The sequence below is a fragment of the Sporosarcina sp. G11-34 genome, assembly GCF_026931025.1.
Window position 1 is genome coordinate 19,105 of record NZ_JAHNZW010000005.1, and the last position, 15,331, is coordinate 34,435.

At 38.6% G+C, this 15,331-nt stretch carries 13 protein-coding genes; 4 read left to right on the forward strand and 9 right to left on the reverse strand.

All coding sequences use genetic code 11. The annotated features are described in order from the left end of the window. Nucleotides 1–15: 15 nt before the first annotated feature. From gndA to KSU66_RS08250, 7 genes are all read right to left on the reverse strand, one after another. Complete coding sequence (gndA, locus tag KSU66_RS08220; protein ID WP_269050962.1) at nucleotides 16–1,425, reverse strand: NADP-dependent phosphogluconate dehydrogenase; 1,410 nt, start codon at nucleotides 1,423–1,425, stop codon at nucleotides 16–18. 57 nt (nucleotides 1,426–1,482) lie between these two features. Next, nucleotides 1,483–2,880 carry a glucuronate isomerase gene (uxaC, locus tag KSU66_RS08225; protein WP_269050963.1) on the reverse strand — a complete coding sequence of 466 codons (1,398 nt, stop codon included), beginning with the start codon at nucleotides 2,878–2,880 and terminating at the stop codon, nucleotides 1,483–1,485. Nucleotides 2,881–3,113: 233 nt separating this feature from the next. Further along, nucleotides 3,114–3,959 (reverse strand): ATP-dependent sacrificial sulfur transferase LarE, encoded by an 846-nt coding sequence (gene larE / locus KSU66_RS08230; protein WP_269050964.1) that lies wholly within the window; start codon nucleotides 3,957–3,959, stop codon nucleotides 3,114–3,116. A gap of 193 nt (nucleotides 3,960–4,152) precedes the next feature. Beyond that, nucleotides 4,153–5,163: a Gfo/Idh/MocA family protein gene (locus KSU66_RS08235; protein ID WP_269050965.1), complete on the reverse strand. Its 1,011-nt coding sequence runs from the start codon at nucleotides 5,161–5,163 to the stop codon at nucleotides 4,153–4,155. A gap of 58 nt (nucleotides 5,164–5,221) precedes the next feature. Beyond that, the gene (locus KSU66_RS08240) at nucleotides 5,222–6,136 is read right to left on the reverse strand and encodes a DMT family transporter (RefSeq protein WP_269050966.1); all 915 of its coding nucleotides are present in this window, start codon (nucleotides 6,134–6,136) and stop codon (nucleotides 5,222–5,224) included. A gap of 29 nt (nucleotides 6,137–6,165) precedes the next feature. Then, nucleotides 6,166–7,350: an ROK family transcriptional regulator gene (locus tag KSU66_RS08245; protein ID WP_269051216.1), complete on the reverse strand. Its 1,185-nt coding sequence runs from the start codon at nucleotides 7,348–7,350 to the stop codon at nucleotides 6,166–6,168. A gap of 248 nt (nucleotides 7,351–7,598) precedes the next feature. Further along, entirely contained in the window at nucleotides 7,599–8,570 is a 972-nt protein-coding gene (locus KSU66_RS08250; protein WP_269050967.1) for a Gfo/Idh/MocA family protein, read from the reverse strand. Nucleotides 8,571–8,724: 154 nt separating this feature from the next. Between KSU66_RS08250 and KSU66_RS08255 the strand changes: the two genes are divergently transcribed. From KSU66_RS08255 to KSU66_RS08270, 4 genes are read left to right on the forward strand one after another with little or no spacing between them, the layout of a single operon-like run. Further along, a complete protein-coding gene (locus KSU66_RS08255; RefSeq protein WP_269050968.1) occupies nucleotides 8,725–9,906 on the forward strand; it encodes a galactokinase in 1,182 nt (393 codons plus the stop codon). Beyond that, complete coding sequence (gene galE, locus KSU66_RS08260) at nucleotides 9,907–10,908, forward strand: UDP-glucose 4-epimerase GalE (RefSeq protein ID WP_269050969.1); 1,002 nt, start codon at nucleotides 9,907–9,909, stop codon at nucleotides 10,906–10,908. Then, nucleotides 10,908–12,401 (forward strand): UDP-glucose--hexose-1-phosphate uridylyltransferase, encoded by a 1,494-nt coding sequence (gene galT / locus KSU66_RS08265; RefSeq protein ID WP_269050970.1) that lies wholly within the window; start codon nucleotides 10,908–10,910, stop codon nucleotides 12,399–12,401. The genes galE and galT overlap by 1 nt, the downstream gene beginning before the upstream one ends. Then, nucleotides 12,398–13,435, forward strand: coding sequence for an aldose epimerase family protein (locus KSU66_RS08270; protein ID WP_269050971.1), 1,038 nt, complete (start codon nucleotides 12,398–12,400; stop codon nucleotides 13,433–13,435). Before galT ends, KSU66_RS08270 begins: the two co-directional genes overlap by 4 nt. A 129-nt stretch (nucleotides 13,436–13,564) precedes the next feature. On the opposite strand, the gene KSU66_RS08275 is transcribed toward KSU66_RS08270, so the two are convergent. Both KSU66_RS08275 and KSU66_RS08280 read right to left on the reverse strand, forming a co-directional pair. Then, nucleotides 13,565–14,386 carry a carbohydrate ABC transporter permease gene (locus KSU66_RS08275; RefSeq protein ID WP_269050972.1) on the reverse strand — a complete coding sequence of 274 codons (822 nt, stop codon included), beginning with the start codon at nucleotides 14,384–14,386 and terminating at the stop codon, nucleotides 13,565–13,567. Beyond that, nucleotides 14,386–15,324 carry a carbohydrate ABC transporter permease gene (locus KSU66_RS08280; RefSeq protein WP_269050973.1) on the reverse strand — a complete coding sequence of 313 codons (939 nt, stop codon included), beginning with the start codon at nucleotides 15,322–15,324 and terminating at the stop codon, nucleotides 14,386–14,388. Before KSU66_RS08280 ends, KSU66_RS08275 begins: the two co-directional genes overlap by 1 nt. Nucleotides 15,325–15,331 lie beyond the last annotated feature (7 nt).

A 15,331-nucleotide genomic window follows, 5' to 3' on the forward strand; every position in this document is an offset into this window, starting at 1 on the left:
TTTTTTCTTTCAACATTAGAACCAGTTCGTATGGAATGATCCCTCTTTGTCTTTTCTTTCGTACGTATGCGCACCAAAGTAATCGCGCTGTGCTTGTATTAGATTTGCTGGTAGATTTGCTGTACGGTAACTATCGTAATAAGAAATTGCACTTGAGAATGTTGGAACCGGAATACCGTGTTTAACAGCTACCGATACAACTTCACGTAATGCAGATTGGTATTCGCCAACAATATCTTTAAAGTAAGTATCTAATAATAAGTTTTCCAAACCTGGTTCTTTTTCATATGCATCTGTAATATTTTGTAAGAATCGAGCACGGATAATACAACCGCCACGCCAGATTTTTGCAATATCTCCGTAGTGTAGATCCCAGCCGTTTTCTTCAGAATGAGCGCGCATTTGTGCAAAGCCTTGTGCATACGAACAAATTTTACTCATATACAAAGCTTTTCTTATTGCTTCAATCAGCTCTTCTTTATTACCTTCAAACTCTTCAACTTCAGGCGCTATTAACACCTTACTCGCTCTCACACGTTCTTCTTTCATCGAAGAAATGCAACGTGCAAATACTGCCTCAGTAATTAACGGTAGCGGTACGCCTAGGTCTAGCGCGTTTTTACTTGTCCACATACCTGTTCCTTTTTGGCCTGCTTTATCTAAGATAACATCCACTACTGGTTGATTTGTTTCTTCATCTACTTTTGTGAAAATCTCAGCTGTAATTTCAATTAAGTAACTATCCAATTCGCCTTCATTCCATTTTGAAAATACTTCATGAAGGTCTTGAGCATCTAAGCCTAGGACATGATCCAAAATAGCATATGCTTCTGCAATTAATTGCATATCGCCATACTCAATACCGTTATGCACCATTTTCACATAATGCCCCGCACCTTCAGGTCCAATATATGTACTACAAGGTTCCCCATCTACTTTTGCTGCAATTGCATCAAAGATAGGTGCTACCAAATCATATGCCTCTTTTTGTCCACCAGGCATAATCGAAGGCCCATTAAGCGCACCCTCTTCTCCACCAGAAACGCCCGTTCCGATGAAATGAATACCTGCTTTACTTAGTTCTTTGTTACGACGATTTGTGTCTTCGAATAATGTATTTCCACCATCAATCAAAATATCACCCTTGTCGAGATAAGGCATTAAAGATGAAATTGTTGCATCCGTTGCAGCCCCTGCTTGAACCATCAAAAGGATTTTACGTGGTACTTCCAATGAGTTTACAAATTCTTCAATACTTGTTGCACCGAAAAAGTTTTTTCCTGCTGCCTCGTTTTCCAAAAACTCCTCTGTTCTTGAAACAGTACGGTTAAAAACAGCGACAGAATACCCTCTGCTTTCAATATTTAATGCCAAGTTTTTTCCCATTACTGCTAAACCAATTACACCAATTTGTTGTTTTGTCATTTTGTCATTTCCTTTCCGTTCTTTGAATTTTATCATACTAATTAGGGTTTCTGAACCTTAAAGGTCAAAATACCGCTTTGAGTTTTCATAACAAATATTTTTAACGTACTTCTCCAATAATGCCATATCTTTAGGAATTTTACCTTCATCTACCCATGTACCAAGTAAATTACATAAAATTCTTCTAAAATACTCATGTCTTGGGAACGAAAGGAAACTCCTTGAGTCCGTTACCATACCAATGAAGTTACTAATTAAGCCGATATTAGCCAACGTTTTCATCTGGCTTTCCATGCCGTCAATTGTATCATTAAACCACCAGGCAGTTCCTAATTGAACTTTTCCTGCTACTTCTGAACTTTGGTAATTTCCCGCCATTGCAGCAAGAACATTATTAGCATTTGAATTTAGACTATATAAGATTGTTTTTGGCAGTTTATCATTTACATCTAATGCATCTAGAAAGCCTGATAGTTTTTCTGCTATTTGAAAATCTCCAATAGAATCAAAGCCACTATCTGAACCTAGCTGCTTAAACATTCTTGTATTATTATTTCTTAACGGACTTAAATGAAGCTGCATTACCCAACCTTTTTCAGCATACAATTCACCCAAAGTAAGTAGCGTATACGTCTTATATTGTTCGACTTCTTTTTTTGTTAATGCCCTACCTTGAAGGCGTTTTTGGAAAATAGCTGCTACTTCATACTTTGTTGCCTGCTCATAAAACATTTTTTCTATACCGTGGTCCGAACTACGACAACCATGCTCGTCGAAATATTCAACTCGACTGGCTAAAGCAGTTAAAAAAGAATCATAACTTTCAATAGACGAGTTTGTTGCCAGTTCAAGTTTTTCTACCCACGATATGAAGTCTTCTTTTTCGATATTCAACCCTTTGTCAGGACGAAAAGAAGGGGAAACGTTAATCTTGAATCCTTCTTTATGTAATTCAATATGTGCTGCCAAATCGTCTGTTGGATCATCTGTTGTTCCCACAAATTCGATTTTATTCTTTTTGAGCAGGGATCTGACCGACATTTCTTTAGTAGCTAGTTTCTTATTCGCTTCTTCCCAAATAGCGGGTGCTGATTTTCCATCCAAAATCTCATCAATATCAAAGTATCTGAGTAGTTCAAGATGAGTCCAATGATACAAGGGGTTCCCTAATGTATTCGGTACCGTTTTAGACCAGGCTAAAAACTTCTCGTAATCACTTTTCTCTCCAGTAATATAAGATTCATCGATTCCATTTGCACGCATGGCTCTCCATTTATAATGGTCCCCGCCTAACCAAATTTCAGACAGGTTCGTAAAGTTCTTATCCTGTAGAATTTGTTGTTGATTTAAATGGTTATGATAATCGATTATTGGCAAATTCTTGGCAGTTCCATGATACAGTACTTTTGCTGCTTCATTGTATAGTAAAAAGTCCTCTGTAATAAATGTTTTCATAGTTAGCAACGCTTCCTTTTCTTGATTAAAAGTAGGAAACTTTAATAATTTATTATAGTTTAGTTTGTTTGGCGGACAAATTAAATACACCTATATAAGTAATTGCGATATAGATTTATTTCAAGGCTTTTTAAGAAAAGATATTTACTATTATAGTAAAAGTAAAATTCCCCTCTTAGGTTAAAATAACACACTTACTATTTCTTGTTGTAGAGGGGATGTAATTCGTTTGATTAAACGCTTACTTTTTCTAGTTTTGTGTCCAATAGACTTTCTGGTAATTCTTCGTTCATACTTCCTGTGCGGTATCCACGTAAATCTACCGAAACATAAGCAAAACCGAGTGAAGTAAGTTTTAGTTCGACTTTCTCACGATGCTTCATTAGCTCGGTGATTTGCTCAGGTGTTACCTCGATACGGGCAACATTTTCATGATGACGTACACGAACTTGATTGAATCCAAGTTGAGCTAAAAAGATTTCTGCTTGATCTACTTGTTCAATTTTACGTTTGTCAATTTCAATACCATATGGAATTCTTGACGCAAGGCTACATGACGCTGGTTTGTCCCAAACTGGGAGGTCTAGCTGCTTTGCAAGTTGACGAATTTCATCCTTATATAAGTCAGCTTCTTGTAAAACACTACGAGCGCCTTGTTCTGTTCTTGCACGCAAACCTGGACGGAAGTCCTCCAAATCATCCATAATCATTCCGTCTAGAACGTATGGATAGCCCAACTCCTGTGCTAATTCATTGAGGTGTGAATAAAGCATTTTCTTACTGTGGTACCAACTCTCAGGATTGTTCGCAACAATCTCTGGATTTTCTAGTTCTTTAATCTCCGTTTTGTAAACTTGAACACCCATGTCTTCAGCAAATTGTACCGCATCTTCAAACTCCTGTTTACGGAACAATTCCGACGCTACAACCACCGCTAAGACTTGGTCTCCAAGCTCCTCCTGTGCACGCTTTAATACCAAAGCACTGTCAACGCCACCAGAAAATGCAACCATTACACGGCCCATATCTGTAAGTATTTCGCCAAGTTTCTGGTTTTTGTTATTAATTTTTTCGTTCATGTCTTTTCGCCTCACCTTTCCCCTAATCGAAGGGTTTTTTAAACTGCTTTATGATCATTGAATCCTGTATCTTAAATGCAATATTATTATCAAATAATAAGTAATATCAATGGGAGTTTTTATAATGGTCCCTTTTTTTAGCTTACTTTCTATCGCTTAAATTGTCAACTGGATTTCCTCCAGAATAACCTGCTCACTGCGCTAACGTAACCCGTTTACCTGTTTTAATTGATTCGTAACAAGCATCAATTACACGCATATTGTTTAGCGTATTCGAAGAGTCATGGTTAAGCTGACGATTGCCTTCTAATATCGCTTGTGACAGATGTTCTATCTCGTTGCGATATTGGTCACCGTTTAACGTTTCTGTTCTTGATACGCCATTTGTTTCAACTATGATTAGCCCGTCTCCGCCGTTGTTATCCGGTCGATAGGCCCGCGGAACAACGATGCTGCCCTTTGTACCAAACACTCTATATTCATTGCGCATAGCCAAATTGAAGCTTGAATCGAATGAGGCTCGTATACCATTTGGAAATGTTAAATAGCCAACAACATCTGTGTCTATATGATAATCAGGATCCGTAATTGCATGAACGTGGACCGATTCGGGTTCTGCCCCTAGAATATTTCTTAACGAGTGTATTGCGTAGCTTCCAATATCATAAATACTGCCGCCACCTTTTTGATCACTCATCCGGATATTATTTCCTCGGCGTTCCTCTTCCAAGTAAAAAGTAAATCCTGCTTGCATATAGGAAACTTCACCTATTTCACCTGATTCGATGATTTCCTTCACGCGCTCATGTTGTGGATGGAAGTGATACATGAATGCTTCCATAAATAAAACATCATGTTCTTTACAAGCCTGTTCCATTTCTCTAAACTCATCGGCATTTATCGCGGCTGGTTTCTCGCATAGTATATGCTTCCCTTTTTTGGCAGCCTCTATTACCCACTTTTTATGCAAGTGATTTGGTAACGGAATATACACTGCATCGATTTCGGGATCTGCTAGCAATTTTTCATAGCTGTCATACGTTTTATCGATTGAAAACCGCTCTGCTACATCGTTTGCCTTTTCTATCCCACTACCTGTCGCAATTGCTGTCACGACTGCGTTTGTTGCACGTTTAAAGGCTGGTATCAGTTCTTTTTGTGCAATCCCAGCGGTGCTTAGTATGCCCCAACGAACTTTTTTCATTTGTATTCCCCCTATTATTATGAATAGCTTTCACTATAATAACTTTATTTTTCCAGATCTATTTCGGTTTATAATTAATCGCCACAAATCCGACTGCAATAAGGGCCAATGCCGCAACTACAAATAATGTTAATTGTTCTCCTGGTATAAACAATGCCGACAATATCGCTCCAGACACGGGCGTTGCAAATTTATAAATGCTTATTTCCCCAGCTTTATTATATTTAAGTAGTGAGTACCAAAGTCCGAATGCTGCCGCAGAAAGTAATGCTGAATAAACAAAGAGTCCCCATCCTAACGGCGTAAACGTCATTGCATCTTCTTGTAATTGTGGTAATCCCACTATTAACATCACCAAAGCACCTATTGTTAGTTGCCAGCCTGTTAAAGCAAATGGGTGAATACCAACGGCCATCTCCTTCGCCATGATTGTCCCAATCGCGCCAGTCAATGCAGCTAGGATCATATAACCTTCTCCAGTGAATTGAAAACTCATTTGAAAGTCTTGACCCCAATTGGCGACAATAATGCCCGCAAATCCCGCAATTAAACCGATTGTCTTTTGCCAGTTCATTTTATCATTTATATAGAAGTAATGCGCCAACATAACTGTAAAGAACGTACCACTAGATGCAAGGATTGCACCTTTCATTCCTGTAGTATTTGCGAGCCCATTGTAAAAGAAATAATATTGTAATGCAGTTTGCGTAAATCCAAATAAAATTAGGACCGGAATTTGTTTTCGAGACACGAATAATGACTTTCGGTTAACAAAAAATAGGCCTACCAATAAGATTAAGCCGGCCAAAAGAAAACGCATACCTGCAAATACAACCTTGGCAATTGTATCTTCTGGTACCATTTGTAATTCTTCATAACTTACCTTCAATACAGGAAATGCACTCCCCCATAAAATCGAACAAAAAATGGCAATACTAATGACTGACCATTTTTTCGTCAAGTACTTCTTCATTGTATAGGTCATCTCCTGAGTCTAAAAAACTATACTGGATCAAAAAGGTCTTCTAAGAGCAAGGCGATTGCTCCGATTATCGTTGCATCCTCTCCAAGTTCAGAAAGCGTAACTTCAGTCATTTTAGATTTTGGCGTCAATGCTCGTTGTTCTATCGCTGTCTGAACAGCAGGTAAAATATACTTACCTGACTTGGTCACCCCACCACCTAAAACAATCTTATTGGGATTAATAATATGAATTAAGTTTGTTAGACCTATCCCAAGAATTCCACCGGTATTCTCCAGTATTTTCACAAAGTCTTGATTACCTGCAAGCGCCATTTCATATACTTTTTCACCAGTAATCGAGCTAGCTTCAATATCTTTTATAGGATGTTCTTTTAATACTTTTCTAGCCTGCTTCGTAATCGCTGAACCCGTTGCGAATGTCTGTAAACAGCCACGATTTCCACATTCACAAATTGCACCGTTGATATCAATCGTCATATGCCCAATTTCACCGGCTATGTTCTGTGCACCGTGGTAAAGTCTCCCATTGATCACTAGACCAGCACCTACACCACGACCTAAATTCACGACCAGCATACTATCTAGTTCACCATGATTGCCAAACCATGATTCACCAAGCGCCATAGCCCTTGCATCGTTTTCAACTTTTACTTCCAGTTCAAACTCCTTCTCGAGCTCTTCCTTAATTGGAATGTTGGTTAGGCCAAGATTCGGTGCGAACAGTGAAGTACCTGTCTCTACCTCTACAACGCCGTGCATCGCCACACCGATTCCTATGATTTTTTCCAGTTCAATCGTAGTATCCGTTATTACCGCATTGACACCTTCCTTAAGTATCACAAGGAACTCAGAATTTGTAATCGGTGTCGGCAACTTTCTTTCTGTCCTAGTCACGATATTTCCTGCTAAATCCGCAATAACATAATCAATCTCCTGCGGTCCCACATCCACCCCAATAACATAAAAAGCCTCGTTATTAATTAACAACATCGTTGGTTTTCGTCCACCTTGTGATTCGCCAAGTACGCTTTCTATAACAAGCCCTTGTTCGATTAGCGCCTTCACATTACTACTAACCGTTGGCGGGGTTAACTTTGTATCCTTCGCTATTTGTGCCCGTGATATGGGCGATTCTGTACGGATTCTATTAAGAATGATTGATCGGTTGACCGATTTCATCCACTCAAATGTTCCTCTTCGAATATCTACACCTCCACATAACACCGAATAAAGTTGGGCCCTTCAAATGATTATTCTTGAAAACAAAGATTTTATACCATCTATTTTCCTCTTTGAAAGATCACCTATATCAGTAGTTTTGCATTATTTATATTGTACATTTTCAATTCTTTTGTAGATGGGCAGTTTACAGACAATTCATATACAAACCTATCATATGCACCAGTTTTATTCGCTTGATGTGATTTAACCTACAGCAGTATCTACCATATCTATAATCTTATTAGCGATTTTTCTGTTGCTGATTTTAGCGCAGCAGAAGTCACCTGGTGTGTTTTATAAGAATCCTCGTAGTCAGACAGTATTCCTGATGCATTTCCTGTTCGTACCGCATGAATGAATGCTTCACTTTCCTTCTCATATGCATTCACGGTATCTATATACTCGCTTGTGGAATCTTTCATAGTCACTACTAACTTTCCGGGTGACCATTCAAACAACCCTTGATCCGTAAATAAAGTAATGCCTGATTTCCCTATACTTTCGGGTAGTATACAAGTATTTGATATATTAGCTACAACACCATTACGCAGCTTCATAGTTACTGTTCCCACGTCCGCTACCGTAACAGATTCATCTTTCGAAGAGAGTATTTGATTACTAAATACTGAATACACTTCATCAACTTCCCCGCAAATATATCGTAATAAATCCACAATATGCGTCGTCTGTTCGACGAATTGTCCGCCAGAACTAGCTTGATTTCTCCACCACTGGACTTTTGGCATATCCCCCATATATTGTCCGAGAACGATACCAATATTTTGACCCTTTATTAATTCTTTCAACTTGGCAATCGATTCACTATAGCGGTAATGATAGCCTACTGAGGTAATCAGTGGTTTCTTCTTAATTTCCTCCAAAATAGTTGTTGGTAATTCAACATCATTCCCCAATGGTTTTTCTACTAGGAATGGTATTCCCCGCTTGATTAACTCCAGCTCTATTTTCCCATGCGCCATCGGTGGAACACAGATATAGACTGCATCCAATTGCTCCGCATCCAGCATATCATCCAATTGATCGTACCCTTTTACATCCGTAAAATTCGAAGCCATTCGTTCTGCCTTTTCTAAGCTTGTCCCACATATAGACGTTAATTTGCCCCCTGCTAATTTCGTTATAATATTTGCATGAAACATACTGAAATAACCGGTTCCAATAATCCCTATTCTAATCGTCAATTTAACTCCTCCTTTTACATGCATTAATCTTTGTATTTTATTCACTTTGTTTCACATCGTTATCAGACTATAAAAGGATTGAAAATTCTTTCAAAGTGGTGTACAATTAACTTAATAAAGTTAATTAACCAAGTTTATCAGGAGGCTATATCCTTTGTCAAAAATACATTTACTAAATGAATTTCAATCCATATTTAAAAGTACCGCAACACCACGCACCTTTTTTGCGCCAGGGCGCATCAACCTGATTGGTGAACATACCGATTACAACGGCGGCCATGTCTTCCCCGCCTCTATCTCTTTTGGGACATATGCACTTGCACAAACACGGGATGATCAGAAATTGCGTTTTTACTCGCTGAACTTCCCAGACAGTGGAATCATTGAAGCTGACCTTAGCGATTTGACTTATAATGCGACTCATGACTGGGCGAACTTCCCCAAAGGTATGATTAAGTACATGAGTGAGAGTGGATTCAACATTTCAACTGGTATGGATATCCTATTTTACGGGGACATTCCAAATGGCGCGGGCCTCTCCTCTTCTGCTTCAATTGAAATGGTCACAGGCGTATTGTTAGAGGGATTATTCGATTTAGTCATCGACCGCGTTGATATGATTAAACTTGGTCAAAAAGTAGAAAATGATTATATCGGCGTCAATAGCGGGATTATGGATCAATTTGCAATTGGTAAAGGGAAATTAAATCATGCTATTTTATTAAACTGCCAAACGTTGACTTACCGCTATGCCCCTATCGAACTTGATGATCATGCGATTATGATCATCAACACAAATAAACAAAGAACTTTGGCGGGGTCAAAATACAATGAACGCCGGACGCAATGTGAACAAGCATTGGCAGAATTACAAACTGAACTAGAAATAGAAAGCCTTGGTGATTTAACAAACGTGCAATTTGAACAACATAAGCACCTCATTACAGATGAAATCAACCAAAAACGCGCAAAACATGCAGTCTATGAAAACCAAAGAACTTTAGAGGCACTAGAGAAATTAGAACAGGGTGAACTAACCGAATTTGGACGGTTGATGAATGAGTCACACAAGTCCCTTCAATATGATTATGAAGTGACGGGCCTTGAACTTGATACAATCGTCAAAGCAGCTAGGGACCAACCAGGTGTTATAGGTGCCCGCATGACTGGTGCTGGCTTCGGAGGTTGCGCAATTGCGATAGTAGAAAAAGATAAAATCGATAGCTTCAAAGAAAATGTGAATAAAATCTATACAGAAAAGATTGGTTATGAAGCTTCGTTTTATACAGCAGCAATTGGCGACGGTGCTAAAGAAATTACTAAGGAGATGGCGTAAATGAGTGTATTGGTATTAGGTGGCGCAGGATATATTGGTTCACATGCAGTCTATCAACTAATCGACCAAAGATCAGAAGTTGTTATTATCGATAATCTTCAAACTGGAAATAGAGCTGCAATCCATCCAGATGCCAAGTTTTATGAAGGCGATATTCGGGACATTGCGTTTATGCGACAAGTGTTCGAACAGGAAACGATTGATTCTGTCGTCCATTTTGCGGCAAATTCGCTTGTTGGTGAGTCTATGGAAAAACCACTCGAGTACTTTGATAATAACGTTTATGGTACACAGGTTTTATTGCAAGTCATGACAGAATTTGATGTAAAGAAAATCGTCTTTTCTTCAACTGCCGCAACCTATGGCGAACCTGATTCTGTTCCTATTACGGAGGATATGAAGACCAACCCTACGAATACTTACGGGGAAACAAAGCTAACGATGGAAAAAATGATGAAGTGGTGTGAACAGGCACACGGGACTCGTTATGTTTCTTTGCGCTACTTCAATGTTGCCGGTGCCAGAGAATCTGGAGAAATTGGCGAAGATCATAGCCCCGAGACACACCTTATCCCAATTATTCTTGAGGCGGCACTCGAGCAACGCCCACATATCACCATTTACGGAGAAGACTACGACACACCTGATGGCACCTGTATCCGTGATTATGTGCATGTAGAAGACCTGATCAACGCGCATCTTCTGGCGCTCAACTATTTAAATGACGGTGGAAAGAGTGACGTGTTTAACCTCGGCAGCAGTCAAGGATTTTCAGTAAAAGACATGATTGAAACTGCACGGGCTGTGACTGGTAAAGATATTCCCGCAAAATCAGGTGAACGTCGTGCAGGCGATCCCGGAGTTCTAATCGCAAGTTCAGAGAAAGCCGCCACCATATTAGGTTGGCAGCCCACTCGAACTTCGATTGATAAAATTATTCAGGATGCGTGGAACTGGCATAGTAAAAACCCATATGGTTATCAAAAGGAAGTGGCTAACTAATGATTTTCCAAGATATAAACGGACTTATTCAAAAAGCAATTGATACTGAACTAATTCATCAATCAGACCGAATTTACGCTTGTAACCAAGTACTCGCACTTTTGGGCCTAGACTCTTTTCCTCAAACAACTCAGGAAGTGACAGATGATACGATTCCAAACATACTCGAAAAAATAATTGCCTATGCAATAGAATCAAATGTCATTGAAAATGTTTTTGATGATAAAGAAATACTTTCTGCCAATATTATGAATTGCTTTGTCGCCAGACCTTCCGTTATTAATGAGACTTTCCAAACAAAATATAAGAATTCACCCATCGAAGCAACGGATTACTTTTATGAGTTAAGTAAAAATAGTAATTATATTCAAATGAACCGCATTAAGAAAAACATCCACTTTAAGGCCGATACAGTTTATGGTGAAATGGATATTACGATTAATATGTCAAAACCCGAAAAAGATCCTGAACAAATTAAAAGGGAACGAGAATTGAAAAGCAATGTCGATTATCCCAAATGTTTATTATGCGTCGAAAATGAGGGATATGTAGGTCGAACCGGGTATCCAGCTCGCGCCAATCACCGAATCATTCAAGTACCACTTGGAAACGAAGATTGGTATTTGCAATACTCACCTTATGTTTATTATGATGAGCACAGCATTTTACTCTCCGGAGAGCATCGCGATATGAAGATTGGCAAAGATACCTTCACACGACTGCTTACTTTTGTGGATAAATTCCCACATTACTTTATCGGATCAAATGCTGATTTACCAATTGTCGGCGGTTCAATCTTAAGCCATGATCATTACCAAGCGGGAAGATACGTATTCCCAATGACCAACGCGGAAAATCAATTTTCATTTACGATAGATGAGTTCCCTACTATTTCAGCCGCTGTCCTAGAGTGGCCGTTAACAACCATTCGCCTACAAAGTGAAGACATAAACTCCTTAGTGCTAGCAGCGGAACATGTATTCACAACGTGGCAAAACTATAGTGACGAGCAGGCAAATATCAAAGCATTTAGTGACGATACGCCGCACAATACAATTACGCCGATTGCCCGAATGCGCGACAACAAGTTTGAACTTGATATCGTCTTACGAAACAACCGAACAACTGATGAACATCCACTAGGTATTTTCCACCCACACGCCGATGTTCATCATATAAAGAAAGAGAACATTGGACTCATTGAAGTCATGGGACTAGCTGTGTTACCTGCGCGTCTTAAAGATGAATTAGCTGAGATAAAGAATTTCTTAATCGGTGGAACTGAAGAAGTAGCCCCCTACCATCAACAATGGGCAGAGCAGATGAAAGATAAATACGCTGACCTTTCCGGGCAAGATCAAATTGACTCGATTATCGAAAAGGAACTCGCAGATAAGTTTGCCAAAGTTCTTCGCGATGCTGGTGTTTTTAAAGAACAAAATGCAAGTGAACGATTTATTAAGACCTTAAACAAACAGGGGTCAGTTATATGAACATAGAATCGCGAGAAATAATAAACAATTGGACCCTATATACACTAACCAATGATCACAACATGAGTGTAAGCTTACTAGACTTTGGAGGTATTATTACAAATATTAGTGTGCCTAACCGAAATAAAAAGGTCGAAAACGTTGTGCTTGGCTATAAAAACATTTCCGATTATGTAGATAACCCCAACTATTTAGGCGCGATTGTTGGGCGTGTTGCCGGAAGAATTCAAAACGCTTCATTTATACTCGACGGTAAAACACATACATTGGAAACTAACGAAGGTGTCCATCACATTCATGGTGGCTCCGTTGGATTTCATCAAGTAATTTGGACCGCTCACCCATTTCAAACAGCTGAAACAGTTGGCGTTAGATTAACGCATACAAGCCCGGATGGTGAAGGCGGATATCCAGGTAATCTAGAGGTTTCTGTTACCTATACTTTGACTAATAAAAATGAGCTCATCCTTGATTATTCAGCAACAACTGATAAATCAACCGCACTTTCACTAACCAATCATTCTTATTTTAATTTAAGTGGCGATTTAGCCGAAACGATACACAATCATCATGTAACAATAGATTCCGATGAGTTTATTGAACTTGATAAAGACCTAATCCCCACCGGTAAAAAGATTCATGTGGCTAATACCCCCTTTGATTTACGTAGTGGACGATATCTTGCTGACGGCATTAGCTCAACATCCAATCAAAACTTAATCGCTAATCACGGATACGATCATTATTTTATTTTCAATCAAAAGGGGCAAAAAAATGTTGAGGTTAAGGAGGAGACTAGTGGACGCATCATGTCGATTAAATCCAATCAGCCTGGGCTTGTTATGTACACTGCCAACACCCTTAATGAGGGTATTGAGTTAGCAGAAGGTTATTCAAAACCTTATCTAGGTGTCTGTTTTGAAACACAAGCCTCACCAGCTTCACTACACCATGAAGGCTTTCCAACGGTCGTGCTGAATGCCGATGAAATATATGAAAAACAAACAGTTTTTTCATTTAGTTCAGAAGCATAAAGACTCTTTTCCTCATAAAACATAATAAAATCCATGGGAATTGTTTCATTCCCATGGATTTTTAATTGATTTCTATACTTACGTTATTACTAAGTTCTGATCGCTTACATGAACTTAAATACCGCATGCTTATCCTTTTACTGAACCTGCTAATAATCCTCTAACAAAATACTTTCCAAGGAAAATATAGACGATTAATGTCGGTAATGCTGCGAGTAATGCCCCCGCCATTTGTACGTTCCATTGTACAATTTGACTTCCTGATAAGTTTTGCAAAGCGACCATAACTGGCTGTTTATCACCCGTTGTAATCGTAACAGCAAATAAGAATTCATTCCAAATATTTGTGAATTGCCAAATGGCTACGACGACAAATCCAGTAATCGATAATGGGACGATAATATTCTTAAATACACCCAAAAAGTTTGCGCCGTCTATTTGCGCTGACTCAATCATCTCATCTGGAATGCTTGCATAAAAGTTTCTAAACATGAGCGTCGTGATAGGTAGTCCATAAACAACATGGACGAGCACTAATCCGGGAATTGTATTATACAGTCCAATATTCCGTAAAAATTGAATCATTGGGATCAAAATACTTTGATAAGGGATAAACATACCGAATAAGATAAACGTAAAGATAAGATCGGACCCTTTAAATTTCCATTTCGATAAAATATATCCGTTCATAGCACCTAACAATGCTGATAGTAATGTCGCAGGTATTACTAGATACAAGCTATTTAATAGATTAGGTTTTAAGCTTTCAAATGCCATCTTATACGAACTAAAATCAATTGCTGTCGGCAAAGCCCACATTTGTGAAAGCGAAACTTGATCAAGCGGTTTTATGCTTGTAATAATAATTACATAAACCGGCGTTAAAAATAGAATTGATATAAAAACTAGTAATCCGTATTTAACAACGGTGCCTATTCGTAATTTCGCCATTAACTCTCACCCTTTCTACTATTCCACAAATAAGGGACAATAAATACGGCGACTAACAGTAACATGATAATTGCGATCGCGGCACCATTTGCATAATAGTTTCCTCTAAATGTAGTTTCAAACATGTATAGTCCTGGTACATCTGTAACAAAGTTTGCGCCAGAGCCTGTCATCGCATAAATTAAATCAAATATCTTCAATGAAATATGCGCCATAATAATGACAACACTCATTGTAATTGGGATAAGTATTGGTAAAACAATTTTTACGTAAACTTGGAACTCGTTAGCTCCATCCATTCTTGCGGCTTCTCGTAATTCCTCGTCAATTCCACGTAATCCCGCTAAATACATCGCTAATGAAAAACCGGTCATTTGCCAAACAGCCGCGATAACGACCGCGATAATGGCTACTGGCAAGCCGAACTCAATACTTCCCCATTTAAATCCTGCTAGTATTGTCGTATCTGTATACCATTTTGGTTCAATTCCAAAATGAATTAAAAACTTATTGAACCCGGTTGATGGGTGCAATAACCACTGCCATACAACCCCTGTAACGATAAATGACAATGCCATTGGAAATAAAAAGATATTCCTAAAGATGGATTCACCTTTTAGTTTTTGATCCAATAAAATCGCAAGTCCTAGACCTAGTAAAATGACAATCCCTATAAAGAAAATCGTGAAGAATAAAGTGTTTCGTAAATCTGCCTGAAAGCGGAAATCGTTAAATAAATAAATGTAGTTTTTTAGTCCGGCAAAGGAAAAATCCGGAACAATCGTATTATAATTACTTAATGATAGATAGCCCGTCCAACTTATAAATCCGTAAACAAAAATTAAAATTAAAATAATGGACGGAATTAAGAAAGCAATAGCTGTTAAATGATCATTTGATAATTTTCTTTTCTTTCGCACTGGTATTTCTTTCTCCAAATTTACC

Bases quoted from the DNA above. Each gene is read 5' to 3' on its own strand.
- KSU66_RS08240 (WP_269050966.1), bottom strand. From the start codon at position 6,136: ATGAAGAAGTACTTGACGAAAAAATGGTCAGTCATTAGTATTGCCATT.
- KSU66_RS08275 (WP_269050972.1), bottom strand. From the start codon at position 14,386: ATGGCGAAATTACGAATAGGCACCGTTGTTAAATACGGATTACTAGTT.
- gndA (WP_269050962.1), bottom strand. From the start codon at position 1,425: ATGACAAAACAACAAATTGGTGTAATTGGTTTAGCAGTAATGGGAAAA.
- larE (WP_269050964.1), bottom strand. From the start codon at position 3,959: ATGAACGAAAAAATTAATAACAAAAACCAGAAACTTGGCGAAATACTT.
- uxaC (WP_269050963.1), bottom strand. From the start codon at position 2,880: ATGAAAACATTTATTACAGAGGACTTTTTACTATACAATGAAGCAGCA.
- galE (WP_269050969.1), top strand. From the start codon at position 9,907: ATGAGTGTATTGGTATTAGGTGGCGCAGGATATATTGGTTCACATGCA.
- galT (WP_269050970.1), top strand. From the start codon at position 10,908: ATGATTTTCCAAGATATAAACGGACTTATTCAAAAAGCAATTGATACT.
- KSU66_RS08270 (WP_269050971.1), top strand. From the start codon at position 12,398: ATGAACATAGAATCGCGAGAAATAATAAACAATTGGACCCTATATACA.
- KSU66_RS08235 (WP_269050965.1), bottom strand. From the start codon at position 5,163: ATGAAAAAAGTTCGTTGGGGCATACTAAGCACCGCTGGGATTGCACAA.